The sequence below is a fragment of the Streptococcus pyogenes genome (assembly GCF_002055535.1).
Taxonomy (GTDB): domain Bacteria; phylum Bacillota; class Bacilli; order Lactobacillales; family Streptococcaceae; genus Streptococcus; species Streptococcus pyogenes.
This window is the reverse complement of sequence record NZ_LN831034.1, coordinates 913,797-930,311: the sequence shown is the minus strand read 5'-3', so window position 1 is coordinate 930,311 and position 16,515 is coordinate 913,797. Positions and strand designations below refer to the sequence as shown.

The window sequence follows — 16,515 nt, the reverse complement described above, 5'->3', positions numbered from 1 at the left end:
TTAAAACCGATTACCTTTTAAATATCTGGATTAAAATAATGTTTTCGACAAACTGGGATATATGTTTCATTACCACCAATTTGTATCTGATCACCTTCATAGACAGGTTTTCCGTTTTCTGTCCTTAAAACCATGGTTGCTTTCTTACTACAGTATTGGCAAATTGTTTTGATTTCATCAATCTTATCGGCCAATAATAGCAAATGTTTTGAACCTTCAAAAAGATTGTTTTGGAAATCATTTTTCAAACCAAAAGCCATGACAGGAACATTTAGCTCATCCACCACACGCGCCAAATCATAAACATTTTGCTTGCTTAAAAATTGGCTTTCGTCAATCAGGACACAATAAGGTTTTTCCTCCAATTGGGCAATAAATGTGAAAATATCCATGTCATTTGAAATGGGGATAGCTTCTCGTCGCATACCAATACGGCTTGAGACGATGCCAAAACCATCACGTGTATCAAGAGCACTTGTCATAATGACAACAGGTTTGCCTTGTTCTTCATAGTTATGAGCAACTTTTAAAATTTCAATGGTTTTACCAGAATTCATTGTCCCATATTTATAATAGAGTTGAGCCAAAGCGGAAAATCCTACTTTCTATAGTATTCTACCTATTTTACCACAAAGGCTGAAGTTTTCCCAGCCATTGAAAACAGTGTATACTTTTTCACAGCATTATGTTACAATGATGCCCAATAACATAAAGGAGTAACATTATGCCATTTGTAACAATTGACTTGTTTGAGGGACGCTCACAAGAACAAAAAAATCAATTAGCTCGCGAGGTTACCGAAGTAGTCTCACGCATTGCAAAAGCACCTAAAGAAAATATCCATGTTTTTATCAACGATATGCCTGAAGGAACTTACTATCCTCAAGGTGAAATGAAACAAAAATCATAATGACCTTCCCCCACTCCTTAGTGGGGGTATTCTGCTAAAAAGAGGACTAATTATGTTTGTTACGCAACAATTAAAGCTAATGGGAACAGTTATTGATATTCAGATCGAATCTGACAAAGCTTGCCAACAACTAAGTAGAGTCATTGACTTATTATATACTTACAAAAATCGTTTTTCAGCTAATGATTCAAACTCTGAATTGATGGCTATTAATCAGGCGGCTGGTGTTAAACCCGTCAGCGTTCACTCTGATTTATTTAACCTAATCCAAATTGGTAAAGCTCATAGCTTGTCAACACCAAGTAATCTTAATATCGCCATTGGGCCACTTGTTCAAGCCTGGCGAATTGGATTTGAAGATGCTAGAGTGCCTAGTCATAACCTTATCTCACAACAGTTAGCTCTAACAGATCCTAGACAGGTTCTTATAGATGACAAAAAACAGACTGTCTTTTTACAACAAGTAGGAATGGCTTTAGACTTAGGAGCCTTAGCAAAAGGTTATATTACTGATAAGATTATGGCCTACCTGATTGAAGATGGTATTGACTCTGCCCTTATTAATTTAGGTGGAAATGTACGCGTTCATGGACCTAATCCGAAAAGCCCTGACAAGACTTTTCGAATTGGCATTCAAAAACCAGATGCTAAACGTGGGCAACATCTTGGTGTCATCAAGGTTAACAATCACTCTGTTGTGACTTCTGGAATTTATGAAAGGCAGTTTACATCCAAAGGGAAACAGTATCATCATATCTTAGATCGTCAGACAGGCTACCCTATAGAAACAGATATGCTTAGCTTAACGATCATGGCTCCTTCTTCTTTTTATTGTGACATATGGACTACCCGTTTATTTGGTCTTGATAGCTCAATGATTATCACACTTTTAAATACCTTTGATAATATTGAAGGTCTTCTAGTAACAAGAAAGCACCATGTCCTTATGTCAAATGGTTTGAGACACTATTTTCAACCATACTATCATTAAAAGGGGTTAACGGTTTGCTCAAAACTGATCACAGAAAAAACGGCTCAATTAGCCGTTTTTTAATTATTCATCTTGTTTGTCTTTGCCATTTAAAACTAAATTTAAGACAACAGATGTCAAAGTGGCAATCACAATACCATTCGTTAAGAACATTTGAGCTGTCTCTGGTAAGCTGGCAAAAAGATTAGTGCCATTAAAGCCTAAACCTGCTGAGATGGAAACGGCAGCAATAATAAAATTATACTCGTTCTTTTGGAAATCAACACGATTAAGCATTTGCATTCCTTGAAGAGCAACCATACCAAAGAGAACAAGCATGGCTCCACCAAGAACTGGGCTTGGAATCATTTGTGCCATTGCTCCAAATTTAGGGAGTAGGCCAATGACCACAAGGATACCTGCTGCGTAGTAAATCGGACGACGGGTTTTAATACCTGAGATTTGGACAAGTCCAACGTTTTGAGAAAAACCAGTGTAAGGGAAGGTGTTAAATAACCCACCGAGAAAGACTGCGATCCCTTCTGAGCGATAACCATTGCGCAAACGTTTTTCATCTAATTGATCATTAGTCAAATCTGAAAGCGCTAAGTAGACACCTGTTGATTCAACCATAGAAACCGTTGCGATGATACACATCATCACAATAGAAGTGATTTCAAAAGTTGGCATGCCAAAATAAAATGGGGTTGGCACATGAATCCAAGAAGCCTCTACAACAGGAGTTGTATCTACTAATCCCATCATAGCTGAAACCAAAGTTCCCGCTACAAGCCCAATCAAAATGGAAATGGATTTCACAAAACCTTTGGTAAATTTTTGGACTAAAAGAATAATGACAATCGTCAACAATGATAACATCATGCTTTGTGCCGTAGGCTCTTTGACGTTATCTCCCATATTCCCCATAGCAACACCTACGAGACTTAAGCCAATAACGGTAATGACCGATCCTGTAACAATTGGTGGGAAGAAACGAGCAATCTTAGAAAAAATACCTGCCACTAAAATGACATAAATTCCTGACGCAATGAGGGCTCCAAACATGGCACCTGAACCTTGTTGCGCTCCAATAATGGATAGAGGTGCCACTGATTGAAAAGCACATCCTAAAACAACTGGTAATCCCACTCCCGTATGCTTGGTTAACTTTAACTGTAAGAAAGTAGCCACACCACACATGAAAATATCTGTCGAAATCAGGTAGGTCAACTCTCTAGCGGAATAACCTAAAGCACCTGCGATCATAATTGGTACTAAAATAGATCCGGCATACATCGAAAGCACATGCTGTAAGCCAAGGACAGCTGATTGCGAGTGAGAATGTTCCTGCTTTGTTGAATGTGTCATTATGCGTCAGCCTCCAAGAAGTTTAGATTACCATTTTCAAAGTTTTTAATACGGGCTAATGAGGTCACTTCAATGCCCATATCTTCAATCAATCGACGACCATCTTGGAAAGATTTCTCAATCACAATACCAACGCCGACGACTTGTGCCCCTGCTTGACCAATAATCTCAATCAAGCCTTTGGCTGCCTGACCATTAGCTAAAAAGTCATCAATAATCAAAACCTTGTCTTCTTTAGATAGGAATTTACCAGCGATAGACACCGTGCTCGTCACTTGTTTAGTGAAAGAATAAACTTCTGCTGTCAAAATGCCTTCTGTCATGGTAATGTTTTTATGTTTTTTCGCAAAAATCATAGGAACATCCATTGCTTCTGCAGCGTATACGGCTGGTGCAATACCTGAAGCTTCGATTGTAACCACTTTTGTAATGCCAGCCTCAGCATATTTTTGAGCAAACACTTTACCAATTGCTTTCATCAACCGGTAATCAACTTGATGAGTTAAAAAATTATCTACCTTTAGAATATTCTCTCCTAGAATATTGCCATCTGTTAAGATGCGTTCTTCAAGTAACTGCATAAATCTCCTTTTGATTCAAATAGAAAAAGCCTGCCGCAAAGCCAGAAACTATAAGAGTTTCTCACTTTGCAAGGTTAAAAACCAAGCAAGCCTAAAAGCTTACTTATTGTTAGACATTAAGGTGTCTTGTAGAGACGCTGCGCCAATTCACAGCATAAATAAGTATGTCATTATTGAATTCATTATAATAATTTACTATTTTACCATGTTTCTTATTTTTTTCAATACCTACAGAGATATGATAAAAGCATCTCCAGCATTAAGCTAAAAAATTCTTTACTGGTCCTAGCTAACTCCATATCATTTAAATGGAATCACCATTCCAAATAGAATTTTTGACGATAACATAATCAACATGACGCAAACTGTCTAAATCTTTACCACCCGCGTAAGAAATGGACGATTGCAAATCCTGTTGCATTTCGGTCAGGGTATCTGATAAGTGACCTTTTGTAGGCAATAAGATTTTTTTGCCTTCTACATTTTTATGCTCGCCTTTTTGATATTCTGACGCCGAGCCATAATATTCTTTAAACGTTTCACCATCCACTTCTACCGTTTTTCCAGGACTTTCAAAATGTCCTGCAAAAAGCGATCCAATCATGACCATACTAGCTCCAAAGCGGATGGATTTAGCAATATCACCATGTGTGCGAATCCCACCATCAGCAATGATAGGTTTACGAGCTGCCTTTGCGCACCAGCGCAGTGCTGCTAGCTGCCAACCACCTGTACCGAAACCGGTTTTAACTTTAGTGATACATACTTTGCCTGGACCGATGCCTACTTTAGTAGCATCAGCACCTGCATTTTCGAGTTCTCGTACAGCTTCTGGCGTACCAACATTTCCAGCAATGACAAATGTTTCTGGTAATTCAGTCTTGATATGCTTAATCATATCAATAACACTGTTAGCATGACCATGAGCAATATCAATGGTGATAAACTCAGGAGCATCCTCTTTCAAAGAGGTCACAAATTCATATTCACAAGCTTTAACCCCAACAGAGATTGATGCAATCAAGCCTTGTTCATGCATGCGTTTGATAAAAGGTTTGCGGCTATCTTCATCAAAACGATGCATAATATAAAAATAACCCTCTTTTGCCAACTGCTCAGCAATTGTTTCATCAATAATGGTTTGCATATTTGCTGGGATAACTGGTAGCTTGAACTGGTATTTTCCGAGTGTCACACTTGTATCTGCTTGTGAACGACTAGTAATAATGCACTTGTTAGGAATCAGTTGAATATCTTCATAATCAAATACAGGGATGTCATTAAACATAAGTTTCTCCTCTTTTAACATAGATTAAGAAAAACAAGTTAGTTCTCACCTTCTTCTCTAAGTCCTCTATACAAAATAATCTTCCTATGACCTCTGATGATTAGAGGTATCTTTAGGTAAAAACTTACCTTTCATTTTATAGATTACTTATTTGTTTATGTTTTGTCAAATTTATATGCTATTTTTAATTTTAAAGTTCGGTTTTTGTGTTTATGAATTGTTACTTCTTGAACTTAAGAGACGAAAAAATGCCAGTCCTACGGACCAACATTTCTGTTTATTTCTGGATTAAGCCTGTTTTCAACAGATAATCTCGAGCGACCTTATTAGCATCTGCTCCTTTAACAGATACCTCGTAGTTCATGTCCTGCATCTCTTTTTCAGTAATTTTTCCCGCTAATTGATTAAGAATGCCTTTTAATTCTGGATGTTTTGTTAATAAGGAAGTTTTCATCAAAGGAGCTCCCTGATAAGGTGGAAACAACTGTTTATCATCCTTTAAAACTTTCAAATGGTATTTCGTAATTTCAGCATCCGTAGAGTAAGCATCTGTTACTTGGATATCTCCTGATTGAATTGCTTGATAACGAAGAGCTGGCTCCATCGTCGCCACAGATAGCTGTAATCCATATTGAGATTGCATTCCCTTATAGCCATCTGCTCTGTCCTTAAATTCCAAAGTAAAACCGGCCTTTAAAGTATCAGCATGCGCTTTTAAATCAGAAATGGTTTCAATCTGATATTCCTTAGCCAATTTTTCTGGCATAGCAACAGCATACGTATTTTGGTAAGCAAATGGCTTGAGAAGGGTCAGTTTATCTTGCTTAGCAATGCCTTTTTTAGCATCCTCATAGACCTGCTTAGGGTCATTAGACAAAGGTGGTTTGTCGCGTAAAAGACTTGATGTTATGGTTCCTGTAAATTCAGGATACATATCAATATCTCCAGATTTAAGGGCTTCATATAAGAAGCTAGTTTTCCCAAAATTAGATTTCAACTCAACACTTATATCTGATTGGTCTTCAATTAATTCCTTATAGAGATTAATCAGAATATCGGGCTCTGCTCCCAATTTACCGGCAATAACCACTGTATCTTTTCCTTTTGAAAACTGACTAAGCGCCATAGGAGTATACGATGCTAGCAGTGCAAGTAAGGTAATTCCAAAACTAATCATAATCCGTCGCAAGGAAGCTTTCTCAAGGTACTGTAACAAACTATTGAAAATAATAGCTAGCAGAGCTGAAGAAATAGCCCCTATCAGAATCAGGTTAGCATTATTACGATCAATCCCTAATAAGATGAAAGAGCCAAGTCCACCGGCTCCTATCAAGGAAGCTAAAGTAGCTGTGCCGATAATCATGACTGCTGACGTCCGCACACCTGACATAATAACAGGCATGGCAATTGGAATCTCAAATGTTTTCAATCGCTCCCATTTGGTCATCCCAAAAGCTATTCCTGCTTCCACGAGACTTGGGTCAATACCATTTAATCCTGTGATGGTGTTTTGTAAAATCGGAAAAATCGCATAGATAACTAAAGCTGTCACTGCAGGCAACGTTCCAATTCCCATTAAAGGGATGAAAAGACCAAGCAAAGCCAGTGAGGGAATGGTTTGAAAAACACCTGTTACCTGTAACATAATGTCTGACCAACGTTTGCTGCGACTGAGAAGGGCTGCTAAAGGCACACCTATTAGCAAGGCGATCATAAGAGATAAAAGGGAAATTTGCAGGTGTTCCCCCAGAGCCGCCAGCCATTCATTAAAACGGTTTTGGAAAGTTACAAACAAACTAGGCATGCTCATCACCTCCAAATAAATTGACCACAAAAGCATTAGCAGGGTGGGTCTTAATCATTTCTGGGCGATCCAGTTGCACAATTTCTCCCTCATTTAAAATAGCTACGCGGTCTCCTAATTTAATGGCCTCATCAATATCATGTGTCACAAATACAATCGTCATGTCAAATTCCTTGTGAAGACTCAACATTAACTCTTGCAATTGTTTACGTGAAATAGGATCTAAGGCTGAAAATGGTTCATCCATCAATAGAATTTTAGGATGAGAAATGATAGCACGTACAATACCAATACGTTGCTGTTCACCTCCCGATAAATCACTTGGGTAACGATCAAGATAATCTTTAGCAGGTAGGCCCACCTTATCCAATAATTCTTCAGTTTTTTGTCTAATTTCTTCAGCTGACCATTGCTTCATCTCAGGGATAATCGCAATATTTTCAGCTACTGTGAGATTGGGGAACAGAGCAATTTGCTGCAATACGTATCCAATAGATAGCCTCATCTCACGTAAATCTAACTCTGTCTGTGGGACGTTATTTAGTAAAATATCTCCAGAGCTTGGTTCAATAAGGCAATTAATCATTTTTAAAAGTGTGGTCTTGCCCGATCCGCTGGGGCCAACCAGCACAAAAAATTCACGATCATTAATTTGAAAGGTCTGCTCTTGCAAAACCTTTGTCTGACCAAAAGTTTTAGAAACATTATTAAAACGTATCATTATTTCTCCAATTCATTGGTTAAAGTAACAGCATAAAAGCTGATGAGTTCATTCAACCTGTCTCTCTGTCATTTTTTCTCAAAACGTTCTGAGTAACTACAAGGAATCACTGCATGCCCTACCATTTTTAGACAAACGCATCTACTAATTAAAGGGACTCTTAGGTATCCTCAGTAAGGTAGAAACTACCAATTCTCAAAAACTTTTTCTCTCATTATTTTCTTGTCGTTTGTTGTTGACCATTATAAAAAGTTTCCCACTATAAGTCAAATAATGAGACTATTACCCCCTTATAGAAAAACAGGTCACTGGGTCAGCCTATCTCTCCAAAATTACCTTATCAAAAATCCTAGACTTGCCTATGATGATAGATAAGCAGATTAATTGTCTTTTCTAGAAAATACAGCTATCATACAATTATGAAAAATGCCATTTCCATTTTAGCGCTCTTAACACCTGAAAACCAACTTGAAGAGACGTTTATTAGAGAGCTTTCCCACCACTTCTCACACCTTTTTGAGGTGACTATTCTCACTAGCAAAGCCAACATTCAGTCAAATCAATTGTCGACTTTCCAAGGAATTTTCAGTTTCCATGAGCATGACATTGACTTGCCTACACTCTATTTCAAAACTTCTCAACATGGTCAGGGCTTTTTAGTGACAGAAAGTGTCTTTGATCAAGCAACAGCAGTCTTATCGTTAAGCCAATACCTCACTGGATTTTACCAAAAATTTGATGGACATTTTTTACAGTACCTTCCTTTGCAAGCAAGGTTATCTGATGCAAATGGAAACATCATAGTCGATAATCATGCTTTTAATGGAAGTTTTTTGCCAACTACTGATAAAGAAATAGAAGATTGGATTCTTGCTGAATTGCGTTTATCAGATAACCCTTGTAAAACCTTCCTACTTCCTTCGGGTTCATTGGATCATATTTACATGCAGCATTATCAAGCTCTTAAAAATCCTCAAGGTCAGCTGGTGGGAGTTTTGGATACCGTTCAAGACATTAAACCGTTATTAAACCAGTATTTAGAAGAAACTGGACAAGCCATTGTTGGCTGGTCCGATGTCACATCAGGCCCTTCCATTTTAGATCACTAAACTTGATTTTAAATAGGGAGTTCAGCCTAAATCATCAACGCACAAGAAGCAATCATGAACGCTTGAAGACCTCAAAACCTTCTTCTTGACTGCTTTTTTTGATGACTGAATCGGTAAGTCTCACTTATAAAGAATAAGCCATCCCAGTAAACCATTTTTCTAAAGATTATTATTCTTATGGACTCATCCCTTGCTAGTCACGAGTAACTGGTTGCGGTCCATAACTTTGCGACACTGGCATCAGCTCAATACGATTAACATTAACATGAGGGGGCTGATGAATCACCCATGATACGGTCGACGCAATATTTTGAGGTTGAATGGCATGTGCTCCTTGATAAATGGCCTTCACCCGTTCCTCATCACCATTAAAGCGGACCTTTGAAAATTCTGTCCCTTTGAAAATTCTGTCCCTTCACATAGACCGGGTTCAATATTGGTCACACGTATATGGCTACCTGCTAAATCAGCTCGTAAATTGAGTGAGAACTGCTTAACAAAAGCCTTGCTAGCCCCATAAATATTAGCTCCCGGATAGGGAATTGTCCCTGCGGTTGACCCTAAATTAATAATAATACCATCATCTTTGGAGACCATATGTGGTAATAATTGACGTGTGAGATAAATCAACCCAACAATATTGGTATTAATCATCGTCATCCAATTCTCAAAATCGGCTTCATAAGCCTTATCAAGTCCTAATGCCAAGCCTGCATTATTCACTAAAATAGTAATATCTTGCCACTGATTTGGTAGACTTGTCAAAGCATCATCAATCGCTTTGGTATCTGTGACATCCATCTGCAAAGGGTAAAAGTTGTCCGACCCAAAGCTCGTTTCTAAGGCCTTGAGTTTCTCAAGACGACGAGAAGCACCAATAACCTTTATCCCATCTGCAATTAAGTGTTCGACAATGGCTCTGCCAAAACCGGCTGAAGCCCCTGTTACTAAGGCAATATTTCCCATACATTTCCTCACCTTCAAAAAAAACGAGATGGTCTGGCCAACTCGTTTTTAATAATGTCAATTAGTCTTAGGACAAATTCTAACACATCACTTAGCAGTTAGAATCCTATATCAAGGGGTCTTGAGTTACCCTTGGCTTTCAATAGCTTGTGCTGCTGTAATAATGGCTAGTTTGTAAATATCTTCAGCGCTTGAGCCACGAGATAAATCATTAACAGGTTTGTTCAATCCTTGTAAGATTGGTCCAATAGCATCAAACATTCCTAAACGTTGTGCAATTTTGTAACCAATATTTCCAGACTGCAAGTCAGGGAAAACGAAAGTATTAGCTTGACCAGCAACCGCTGAATCTGGTGCTTTGATAGCCGCTGTTTCAGGAACAAAGGCTGCATCAAATTGCAACTCGCCATCAAGTGCCAAATCAGGGTTCAACCCTGTAGCAATTTCTGTTGCTTCTCTTACCTTATCAACTTGAGGCGCTTTACCAGAACCTTTTGTTGAGAAGCTTAACATAGCAATTTTAGGATCAATATCAAAGATTTTAGCTGTTTCAGCTGTGTTAACAGCGATTTCTGCCAATTCTTGTGCTGTTGGGTCAATATTGATAGCACAATCAGCAAACACGTAACGCTCGCTCGTATTTTCGCGGTTCATCAAGAAGACACCTGAAGTTCTTGAGATACCTGGTTTAGTTTTGATGATTTGAAGAGCTGGACGAACAGTGTCAGCTGTTGAATGAATAGCCCCTGATACCATTCCATCTGCTAATCCCATTTTAACCAACATAACACCAAAGTAATTAACATCACGAAGCATTTTATCTGCATCTTCAAGCGTTGCTTTTCCTTTACGGACCTCAACAAAAGCTTCTTTCATTTTGTCAAAATCCGCATATTCATTTGGATTAATGATAGTATAGTCTTGATCAGCGAAACCTAATTTTGTCAAAAGGTTGCGTACCTCTTCTGACTGTCCAAGGATAATCGGTTCTAAGAGTCCTTCAAATTTCAAACGAGCAGCTGCACGGACGACGCGCTCATCATTACCTTCTGGGAAAACAATCTTCATGTTTTTACCAAGAATTTTTTCTCTTAAACCACCGAATAAACTACGAATACTCATTCTTTAATAACCTCTATCTTTTTTCTGTAAACCTATGATAACGCTATCAAAGTCATCTGTCAAGTGTATTGCATAGCTACAATCACTTTCTGTAAATGGATCTTTGAAATTCAAATAATGACAATGTAAAGCTTGCCTTGTTATTCCTAAGTCCAAACGACCTCCGTAAAGGTCATCCCCTAAAAGTGGAAAACCAATATGGGCAAAATGAACTCTGATTTGATGGGTACGTCCTGTATGCAATTTGATATCCACTAAATGCACATTTTCTGAATAGCGCGCCACAACCTTATAGCTAGTCTTGGCATATTTGCCCATAGGGTCAACTGCCCTGGTAATAATACTATCTTTTGAACGCCCAATTGGAGCAATAATATCTCCTTCATCTGGCAACATCCCATTTCCAGAAACCAGAGCAAAATAACGTTTCTCTATTGAGCGAGTTTGGAGTTGCTTGTCCAACCTTGCATGAGCATAACCATGCTTAGCAAATAACATCAAGCCACTCGTATCTCTGTCTAAACGAGTCACGATATGCACTTGTTGGTCTAGGTAATGATTGTCCACATAATATGCCTTGATAAAGTTAGCAATGGTATTGGAGTGGATGGCACTTGGAATACTGGCAAAGCCAATGGGTTTATTAATCACCAAAAAATGATCATCCTCGTGAACAATATCCAAATCAAAAGGGATGGCTTCAAGCTTTTCAAAGGGCTCTTCGTTTGGAATGTCAATGGTGACAACATCTCCCACTTGCAATAAATAAATGGCATTTTGTTCAATACCATTCACTAATATATTACCGCCCTTATATTTGATTTTAGCCAATAGTCCTTTAGAGACATCATAACTTTTTAAAAGGGTTTTTACTTTTATTCGTTTGTCTGCTACAAATTCAAATCTCATGAGTCAATCTCTCCAATAAAGGCATCCTTGACCCTTTCCCAAAAGCTCGTATGACTCGGAGAGGAAACAAAATGAATTTTCTCATCGTCGATAAAATACTCCACCTTCGTCACATTTTTTAACTGATAGGTTTTATTATCAATGGAAATGGTATAAATTCCTAATCGTTTTGGCACTAACTCAATCTTATCTTTTTTGGGAATAATGATTGATGAGCCCAAGGTTCTAAAGACACGGTTATTAAGACTGGAAATTTCCGTCAATTGCAGCGCTTCAATCGTCGGATGCAAGACAGCACCACCTAAAGATTTATTGTAGGCTGTGCTCCCTGTCGGGGTCGATACTGAAATCCCATCACCTCGGAAGCTTTCAAATTTGACATGGTTAATAATAACATCTGCTACCATCGTTTTTTCAATACGCTTAACCGTCGCTTCATTCAAAGCACGCGCTTTAACCACACGACCATCATCTAAAGTAATAGCAACTTTTAAAATCGGATAAGAGATTTGTTCTCCCTTGTCTTTTCTTAAATTATCAATTAATTTATCAACTTCAAAATCCCTATAATCGGTATAAAAGCCAAGATGACCGGTGTGGATTCCTACAAAACGTACCTTATCTAATTCTTTTTCATACATGTGAAAGGCAGATAAGAGCATCCCATCTCCGCCAATAGAAATCACAATATCCGGATTTTTCTTTGAAAGATAGAAATCAGGATCATCTTTAAATACGGAGAAAAGTTTGGAGGCGACGCGTTTACTTTGGTACTTACCATTTGCAATAATAGCAACTCGTTTTACCTTACCTGTATAATTCATCTGTGTCATCACTATTTCCTACACCATCACTTAAATTTCGTGTCACGGGGTCAAACAATAATTGAGCCTCCCGAATATCTTCTCGAATCTTACGCATTTCTTCGTCTAATTCTAAAGCAATTTTAGCAGTCACTTCAAGACGCTTTTTAATTTCTTCTGGGAAGTCTCCACCATATTTATAATTTAAAGAATGCTCAATGGTCGCCCAAAAGTTCATTGCCAAAGTACGAATCTGAATCTCCGCTAAGACCTTTTTTTGACCTTCAATGGTGTCAACAGGGTACTCAACCACCACATGATAAGACCTGTAGCCACTGGACTTCATATTGCGAATATAATCTCGTTCATAAACAATTGTCATGTCTTGTCGTTGACGCAATAGAGCTAAGACTTCTTCCACATCATCAACAAACTGAACCATAATACGTAGTCCAGCAATATCTTGAATATCTTGTGCTATATTTTCTTCAATAACACCACGTAAAATCATTTTTTCTTTAATACTTTCAATTGACTTAACACGTCCCGTAACAAATTCAATCGGAGAATAACGATTTTGCTTACGATATTGCTTGCGAATACCCCGTAGTTTTATTTTTAATTCACCAACTGTTTGGATATAAGGATCTAAAAATTCTTCCCAATCTAAGGTCATCTATTGTCTCCTTTCTTGTCAAAGCCAGGATAATAATATAAAATTGAAATAACAATTTATTATAGCACAAATTAAAAGGAATTTCCCATGACTAACCTAGAAATCGAATATAAAACTCTACTTACAAAAAATGAGTATAACCGTCTTTTATCTCAAATGAAACATGTGACGCCTGTTACACAAACTAATTACTATATTGATACAAAAGCATTTGATTTAAAAGCTAACAAAATGTCATTACGTATTCGAACATTTGTAAATAGCGCCGAATTAACCCTAAAAGTGCCAGAAAAAGTGGGGAATCGTGAGTACAATGTCCCTCTTTTTCTTGAACAAGCAAAAGATATGATTAAACATGGGAATCTTCCTGAATCAACTGCTCTTGATATTATTATTTCAAAAGGTATCAAACCATCTGCACTGGTAACTTTTGGCAATTTAACTACCGTTCGTCGCGAGACAGTGATACCGATAGGTAAATTGGCCTTAGACTATAACCTATATGCCAATACCAAAGACTATGAATTAGAATTAGAAGTAAGTGACGCTCTTCAAGGAAAGATTGATTTTGATTCTTTTTTATCTGAACATCACATTACTTTCAAATATGCTAAAAGCAAAGTAGCTCGGTGTATTAATACCTTAAAAAAGTTCAACGATAAATAATGGCTAAAAGCGACAGAAAAACTGAAATTTTTCTGTTTTTCTGTTAAAATAGGGATGTCAATTAAACACTTTTGGGTAATGTGACTCATTAATAAAACAGTTTACCCAATTTTATTGAAGTTAAGGAGCTAAATCTATCATGACTGAACGATATGCTGACAAGCAAATCAAACTGTTCTCACTCACATCAAATCTTCCAATTGCTGAAAAAATTGCTAAAGCTGCTGGAATCCCTCTTGGAAAAATGTCTTCACGTCAATTTTCCGATGGAGAAATTATGATCAATATTGAAGAAACAGTGCGTGGAGATGATATCTATATTATTCAATCCACTAGTTTTCCTGTCAATGATAATCTTTGGGAATTACTCATCATGATTGATGCTTGTAAACGTGCAAGTGCTAATACCGTCAATATTGTATTGCCATACTTTGGTTACTCTCGTCAAGACCGTGTCGCTAAGCCCCGCGAACCGATTACTGCTAAACTAGTAGCTAATATGCTGACTAAAGCTGGTATTGATCGTGTAGTGACGCTTGACTTACATGCTGTTCAGGTACAAGGTTTTTTTGATATTCCAGTGGATAACCTCTTTACAGTCCCTCTTTTTGCAGAACGTTACAGTAAATTAGGCTTATCAGGTTCTGATGTTGTTGTCGTTAGCCCTAAAAATTCTGGAATTAAACGTGCTAGAAGCTTGGCTGAATATCTTGATTCCCCGATTGCTATTATCGACTATGCACAAGATGATTCTGAACGTGAACAAGGTTATATTATTGGTGATGTTTCTGGTAAAAAAGCCATTTTAATTGATGATATTTTAAATACTGGGAAAACCTTTGCAGAAGCTGCTAAAATTCTTGAACGCTCAGGCGCTACTGATACTTACGCGGTCGCTAGCCATGGCTTATTTGCTGGTGGAGCTGCTGATGTATTAGAAACAGCTCCAATCAAAGAAATTATCGTTACAGATTCTGTTAAAACTAAAAATCGTGTGCCAGAAAACGTTACTTATCTTAGCGCCAGTGATTTAATCGCAGAAGCTATTATTCGTATCCATGAAAGAAGACCCTTAAGTCCGCTTTTTTCTTATCAACCTAAAGGCAAAAATAACGCATGACTTACTTTGATAACGCCGCCACCACACCACTTAGTCCTAATGTGATTAGGGCGATGACAGCAGCTATGCAAGATAACTTTGGTAACCCCTCTAGTATTCATTTCTACGGTCGCCGAGCCAATAAAATCCTTCGTGAATGCCGACAAGCTATCGCTAGAAACTTGGGGGCAAGTGAACAGCAAATTATAGTAACGTCCGGTGGAACTGAAAGCAATAATATGGCCATAAAAGGCTATGCTTTAGCTCATCAAGCAAAGGGCAAACATCTCATCACAACTACTATTGAGCACCACTCTGTGCTTCATACCATGGCCTATCTCGAAGAGCGATTTGGTTTTGAGGTCACTTATTTGCCTTGTCAAAATGGACAAATAAATTTATCTGACTTAAAACAAGCCTTGAGAGATGACACCATTTTGGTAAGCATAATGTATGCCAATAACGAAACAGGTGACCTGTTACCTATTAAGGACATTGGGAATCTGCTCAAAGACCATCAAGCTGCTTTTCATGTTGATGCCGTTCAAGCTGTTGGCAAACTCAAGATTATTCCTAGCGAACTTGGGATTGACTTTTTATCTGCTTCTGCTCACAAATTTCATGGTCCTAAAGGATGCGGCTTTTTATACAGTAACGGACAACCAATCGACCCTCTTCTTCACGGGGGTGATCAAGAAGGAAAGCGACGCGCAAGTACTGAAAATATGTTAGGTATTATTGGTATGGCACAAGCTTTGACTGATGCTATGACTTGTCTTGACCAATCAACTGATCACATTATTAGTTTACGTCATCACTTGATTAGCCTCCTAGAAGGACTACCCTACTATATTAATCAAGGTACTCATTATCTTCCTCATGTTCTCAATATTGGATTTTTAGGCTACCAAAATACTATTTTACTAACACAACTTGACTTAGCAGGCATTGCAGTATCAACTGGTTCTGCTTGTACTGCTGGAGCTGTTAATCCAAGTCATGTTTTAGCTGCGTACTATGGGGATGACTCTTCTCGTTTAAAAGAATCAATTCGTATCAGTTTTTCAGATCAAAATAGCATTGAAGATGTTAATCAATTAGCTCAAACATTAAAAAATATTTTAGGAGGAACAGATGGCTTTTGAAAAAGAAATTAAGCTTAAAGACTGTAAATACCTTTATACAATCAGTCCAAACATTAAAAAATATACCCTAAGAGATACTACATTTAGTCAAACTAAAGTAGGGCACTACCAATTAATACGTTTACTCGAAAAAATACCTAATTCAGGGGATGGTTTCCCTTTAAAAATCACTATTAATAAAGAACTCACAGGGTTTAAATTAGCTATCACCGATCAGTCTGGTCTTAGATTAGTTAATATTTTTAAAACAAAAGATAATCAAATCCTTCAAGATAAATTTTATTTCTTGATGGACAGCCTTGTAGAACGTGAAATTTTTAGCAAAACAGTCGTCTAATCAACTTTAAATTTTGTTTTTTTAGTCATATCACAATGTCA

Annotated in this window: 17 protein-coding genes, 1 pseudogene and 1 riboswitch; of the genes and pseudogenes, 7 read left to right on the top strand and 11 right to left on the bottom strand. The window is 37.7% G+C overall.

Annotated elements, in window-relative coordinates; genetic code table 11:
* Positions 1 to 17: 17 nt before the first annotated feature.
* Complete coding sequence (locus B6D67_RS04995) at positions 18 to 587, bottom strand: thymidine kinase (protein WP_002994966.1); 570 nt, start codon at positions 585 to 587, stop codon at positions 18 to 20.
* A 137-nt stretch (positions 588 to 724) separates the two neighbouring features.
* Between B6D67_RS04995 and B6D67_RS04990 the strand changes: the two genes are divergently transcribed.
* Together B6D67_RS04990 and B6D67_RS04985 are read left to right on the top strand one after the other, a co-directional pair.
* A complete protein-coding gene (locus tag B6D67_RS04990) occupies positions 725 to 910 on the top strand; it encodes a 4-oxalocrotonate tautomerase (protein ID WP_002984671.1) in 186 nt (61 codons plus the stop codon).
* Positions 911 to 962: 52 nt separating this feature from the next.
* Positions 963 to 1,901, top strand: a complete 939-nt coding sequence (locus B6D67_RS04985; RefSeq protein ID WP_010922301.1) for an FAD:protein FMN transferase — start codon at positions 963 to 965, stop codon at positions 1,899 to 1,901.
* Positions 1,902 to 1,964: 63 nt separating this feature from the next.
* On the opposite strand, the gene B6D67_RS04980 is transcribed toward B6D67_RS04985, so the two are convergent.
* From B6D67_RS04980 to B6D67_RS04960, 5 genes are all read right to left on the bottom strand, one after another.
* Positions 1,965 to 3,248: a nucleobase:cation symporter-2 family protein gene (locus tag B6D67_RS04980; protein WP_002984674.1), complete on the bottom strand. Its 1,284-nt coding sequence runs from the start codon at positions 3,246 to 3,248 to the stop codon at positions 1,965 to 1,967.
* Positions 3,248 to 3,829 (bottom strand): xanthine phosphoribosyltransferase, encoded by a 582-nt coding sequence (locus B6D67_RS04975; RefSeq protein WP_002984677.1) that lies wholly within the window; start codon positions 3,827 to 3,829, stop codon positions 3,248 to 3,250. The genes B6D67_RS04980 and B6D67_RS04975 overlap by 1 nt, the downstream gene beginning before the upstream one ends.
* Positions 3,830 to 3,915: 86 nt before the next feature.
* Positions 3,916 to 4,011, bottom strand: a riboswitch (purine riboswitch).
* Positions 4,012 to 4,133: 122 nt separating this feature from the next.
* Positions 4,134 to 5,117 carry a GMP reductase gene (gene guaC, locus B6D67_RS04970; protein WP_010922299.1) on the bottom strand — a complete coding sequence of 328 codons (984 nt, stop codon included), beginning with the start codon at positions 5,115 to 5,117 and terminating at the stop codon, positions 4,134 to 4,136.
* Positions 5,118 to 5,394: 277 nt separating this feature from the next.
* Positions 5,395 to 6,921, bottom strand: a complete 1,527-nt coding sequence (locus B6D67_RS04965) for an ABC transporter permease/substrate-binding protein (RefSeq protein ID WP_002989810.1) — start codon at positions 6,919 to 6,921, stop codon at positions 5,395 to 5,397.
* Positions 6,914 to 7,642, bottom strand: coding sequence for an ABC transporter ATP-binding protein (locus B6D67_RS04960; RefSeq protein WP_010922297.1), 729 nt, complete (start codon positions 7,640 to 7,642; stop codon positions 6,914 to 6,916). The genes B6D67_RS04965 and B6D67_RS04960 overlap by 8 nt, the downstream gene beginning before the upstream one ends.
* 419 nt (positions 7,643 to 8,061) lie before the next feature.
* On the opposite strand from B6D67_RS04960, the gene B6D67_RS04955 reads away from it, so the two are divergent.
* Entirely contained in the window at positions 8,062 to 8,751 is a 690-nt protein-coding gene (locus tag B6D67_RS04955) for a hypothetical protein (RefSeq protein WP_002984687.1), read from the top strand.
* A 193-nt stretch (positions 8,752 to 8,944) separates the two neighbouring features.
* On the opposite strand, the pseudogene B6D67_RS04950 reads toward B6D67_RS04955, so the two are convergent.
* From B6D67_RS04950 to B6D67_RS04930, 5 genes and pseudogenes are all read right to left on the bottom strand, one after another.
* A pseudogene (locus B6D67_RS04950) lies at positions 8,945 to 9,717 on the bottom strand (SDR family NAD(P)-dependent oxidoreductase).
* A gap of 126 nt (positions 9,718 to 9,843) precedes the next feature.
* Positions 9,844 to 10,839: a phosphate acetyltransferase gene (pta, locus tag B6D67_RS04945; protein WP_010922296.1), complete on the bottom strand. Its 996-nt coding sequence runs from the start codon at positions 10,837 to 10,839 to the stop codon at positions 9,844 to 9,846.
* 3 nt (positions 10,840 to 10,842) lie between these two features.
* On the bottom strand, positions 10,843 to 11,748 hold the full coding sequence (locus B6D67_RS04940) for an RluA family pseudouridine synthase (RefSeq protein WP_010922295.1): 906 nt from the start codon (positions 11,746 to 11,748) through the stop codon (positions 10,843 to 10,845).
* Positions 11,745 to 12,581, bottom strand: a complete 837-nt coding sequence (locus tag B6D67_RS04935) for an NAD kinase (RefSeq protein WP_002993124.1) — start codon at positions 12,579 to 12,581, stop codon at positions 11,745 to 11,747. Before B6D67_RS04935 ends, B6D67_RS04940 begins: the two co-directional genes overlap by 4 nt.
* Positions 12,556 to 13,227: a GTP pyrophosphokinase gene (locus B6D67_RS04930; protein ID WP_002984696.1), complete on the bottom strand. Its 672-nt coding sequence runs from the start codon at positions 13,225 to 13,227 to the stop codon at positions 12,556 to 12,558. Before B6D67_RS04930 ends, B6D67_RS04935 begins: the two co-directional genes overlap by 26 nt.
* An 87-nt stretch (positions 13,228 to 13,314) precedes the next feature.
* Between B6D67_RS04930 and B6D67_RS04925 the strand changes: the two genes are divergently transcribed.
* The 4 genes from B6D67_RS04925 to B6D67_RS04910 all read left to right on the top strand — a co-directional run bounded on the left by B6D67_RS04925 (position 13,315) and on the right by B6D67_RS04910 (position 16,474).
* A complete protein-coding gene (locus tag B6D67_RS04925) occupies positions 13,315 to 13,893 on the top strand; it encodes a CYTH domain-containing protein (protein WP_002984698.1) in 579 nt (192 codons plus the stop codon).
* Between the two features lie 139 nt (positions 13,894 to 14,032).
* On the top strand, positions 14,033 to 15,013 hold the full coding sequence (locus tag B6D67_RS04920; RefSeq protein ID WP_002984700.1) for a ribose-phosphate diphosphokinase: 981 nt from the start codon (positions 14,033 to 14,035) through the stop codon (positions 15,011 to 15,013).
* Complete coding sequence (locus tag B6D67_RS04915; RefSeq protein WP_002989829.1) at positions 15,010 to 16,137, top strand: cysteine desulfurase family protein; 1,128 nt, start codon at positions 15,010 to 15,012, stop codon at positions 16,135 to 16,137. The genes B6D67_RS04920 and B6D67_RS04915 overlap by 4 nt, the downstream gene beginning before the upstream one ends.
* Entirely contained in the window at positions 16,127 to 16,474 is a 348-nt protein-coding gene (locus B6D67_RS04910) for a DUF1831 domain-containing protein (RefSeq protein WP_002989831.1), read from the top strand. Before B6D67_RS04915 ends, B6D67_RS04910 begins: the two co-directional genes overlap by 11 nt.
* Positions 16,475 to 16,515 lie beyond the last annotated feature (41 nt).